The organism is Candidatus Magnetobacterium casense, from assembly GCF_019173545.1.
Taxonomy (GTDB): domain Bacteria; phylum Nitrospirota; class Thermodesulfovibrionia; order Thermodesulfovibrionales; family Magnetobacteriaceae; genus Magnetobacterium; species Magnetobacterium cryptolimnobacter.
Genome location: NZ_JABXWD010000447.1, coordinates 1 through 2,546, shown reverse-complemented (window position 1 = coordinate 2,546; position 2,546 = coordinate 1). Strand labels below are relative to the sequence as shown.

Below are 2,546 nucleotides of genomic sequence, written 5' to 3'. Positions count from 1 at the left end.
TCTTAAAAAAGCATGGTAAAAGGTTTCGCAAGAAGGGGTCAAGGGGACTGGTCCCCTTGCGGGGGGTTCTGAAGGGGGGCGGAGCCGCCCCTTTCTTTCTTTTGCTACCCTGAAATATAAAGAGGATACAAAAATTCTGTGATGATATATAGCACACTTCAAGAAGATAAAGAAATAGACGGCTCCGCTCCCTGGACCACCCACTTTTATTATGCTGCAGTGTTATGGCATAATTATAAACCGTATCTTGCAAGGTTGTTGACCGGTTGTATTGCAGGATCAAATAAAAGGAGGACATACACGTATGTCACAGGTTACGTTTGAAATTGACGGGATGAGTTGCAACCACTGTGTTGCACGACTCCGAAAGGCGATAGAGTCGCTGCCTGGCGTGCTATCATCCGATGTCGGGATAGGACGCGCTACGGTGGATGCGGACGATACACGGCTCTCACGCGATATGTTAGTGCAGGCCATTGAGGGGGCCGGGTACAAGGTAAAATGAGGGCGCTCATACAACGTGTCAGTGGTGCATCCATCCGTGTTGACGGTGTGCCGGGTGCATCCATGTCAGGTGGGCTTGTCCTGTTACTGTGCGTTGAGCGCGGGGATACCGACTCCAACCTGGAGTACGTGCTAAGGAAGGTCATCAGTTTGAGGGTCTTTGATGACGCCGATGGCAGGATGAACCTTTCGCTGCGGGACGTTGACGGCTCTTTGCTTGTGGTATCGCAGTTTACGCTTGCCTCGGACTGTCGTAAGGGCAATCGGCCATCCTTTGACATGGCGGCCCCCCCGGAGGCGGCCAACGCATTGTATGAGCGGTTTATAGAGCGGGTGCAACAGGAGGGGATACAGACCTTTAGCGGCGTCTTTGGTGCCCATATGCAGGTGACTCTTACAAATGACGGCCCGGTGACCTTTATGATAGAGTCCAGGGGATAGATACAGCACAAGTTAGCATAAAGCAACAATAAGGAAGATTTATCATGAATAAACCATACACTATAGGAGTAGACCTTGGAGGTACAAACCTCCGTGTGGCATTGGTGGCAAGGGATGGCAGGATCGTTGAAAGGATAAAGGTGCCAACCTGCAAGGAAATCATCAACAACCTGATAGATTCTATCGGGCGGCTTTTTTCGGACGACGTACATGGCATAGGGTTGGCCATAGCCGGTGTCATCGACGTGGATAACAAGAGCATAACGTCCTGTCCCAACCTCAGGTTGCTCGAAGACATACGGATGGGTGAACTTATCGGGAACAGGTTTAAGGTGCCTGTGTTTCTGGAAAACGATGCCTACGTGGCAACGCTTGGGGAGTCTGTTGCCGGAGTGGGCAGGCAGTTTGATAGTTTTGTGTTATTGACGCTTGGCACGGGTATAGGCGGTGGAGTCATCTACAACCGGGCGCCGCTGAAGATAGCCTCTGAGCTTGGTCACGTCATCGTGGAGATGGGCGGGCGGAGGTGTGGATGCGGCAGTTTTGGGTGTCTGGAGGCATACGCATCTGCCAGGGCCATGGTCGAGCTTGTCACGGAGGGGATCAATGGCGGCAGGGATTCGCTGATGAGCAGACATATCACAGGAGGCGCCATCCAGCCCGCAGACATCTACCAGTATGCCTTGGAAGGCGATGACTTTGCCATTGAGGTATTAAAGACGGCGGGGCGTTATCTTGGCAGCGGCATTGCGGGGTTTATTAACATCTTCAGTCCCGATGCGGTAATTCTCACGGGAGGTCTTACGGGGGCATGGGATATCTACGTGCAGGAGGCCATAGGGGTGGCGTCGGAGAGCTCCTTCAGGGAGCTATACGCAAAGACGCAGATAGTGCGCTCATTCCTCGGCGATGACGCCGGATTAATAGGAGCAGCGGCTCTGGCATTCGGCTAACTGTGTTATAGTAAGGCGTCGTCGTGTTACTGTTTCGTTGAGGCACGGACGACGTTGGAGGCATTATTATGGATTGTGGAGGTTGTATATGTCTGAGGTAGCGATATTACACGTATCGGATTTGCACATTGAGGGTAAGCATCTTACAGACATCAAGATCGTCTTGGGTGCGTTTTATGCGGATATATCCAGTCTGCGCGACATAGAATCGATCAAACCCGACACCGTTGTCTTTACGGGCGACCTTGTCAATGCAGGCAGCAACGCTGATGAGTTTGAACTTGCGGAGGGTAACTTTATCAATCCCTTGATGCAGATATCAGGATTATCCAGAGACCGGTTCTTCTTCACTCCCGGTAACCATGATATCGATAGGGATGAATGGGATGATGTTGTAGTTAATGGCATAAGGGCAACTTACAGGACTACTACGGAACTTAACAGGTTTTTCGATACCAGATTAAAATTAAACAAAACTAAATATTTTGAAACCCTGCATGACTTTACGGCGTTTATTATCTTTTTAGGTTCCTTCTTACTTCATGTGGGTAACTCAACTTAAGGTTAGCGACCAACGGGAGCGGGTAGTACAATCTACCGACTTATCCTTTTATAGGCTTTCCCTTGCAAACAATAGAGATTAAAGGC

At 50.2% G+C, this 2,546-nt stretch carries 4 protein-coding genes; all 4 read left to right on the top strand.

The features are described 5' to 3' along the window. Positions 1 to 304: 304 nt before the first annotated feature. The gene (locus HWQ67_RS16155; RefSeq protein ID WP_218253714.1) at positions 305 to 505 is read left to right on the top strand and encodes a heavy-metal-associated domain-containing protein; all 201 of its coding nucleotides are present in this window, start codon (positions 305 to 307) and stop codon (positions 503 to 505) included. After that, the gene (dtd, locus tag HWQ67_RS16150; RefSeq protein WP_218253713.1) at positions 502 to 945 is read left to right on the top strand and encodes a D-aminoacyl-tRNA deacylase; all 444 of its coding nucleotides are present in this window, start codon (positions 502 to 504) and stop codon (positions 943 to 945) included. The genes HWQ67_RS16155 and dtd overlap by 4 nt, the downstream gene beginning before the upstream one ends. Positions 946 to 989: 44 nt before the next feature. Then, positions 990 to 1,898: an ROK family protein gene (locus tag HWQ67_RS16145; RefSeq protein WP_218253712.1), complete on the top strand. Its 909-nt coding sequence runs from the start codon at positions 990 to 992 to the stop codon at positions 1,896 to 1,898. A gap of 88 nt (positions 1,899 to 1,986) precedes the next feature. Next, positions 1,987 to 2,460 carry a metallophosphoesterase family protein gene (locus HWQ67_RS16140; protein WP_218253711.1) on the top strand — a complete coding sequence of 158 codons (474 nt, stop codon included), beginning with the start codon at positions 1,987 to 1,989 and terminating at the stop codon, positions 2,458 to 2,460. Positions 2,461 to 2,546: the final 86 nt, after the last annotated feature.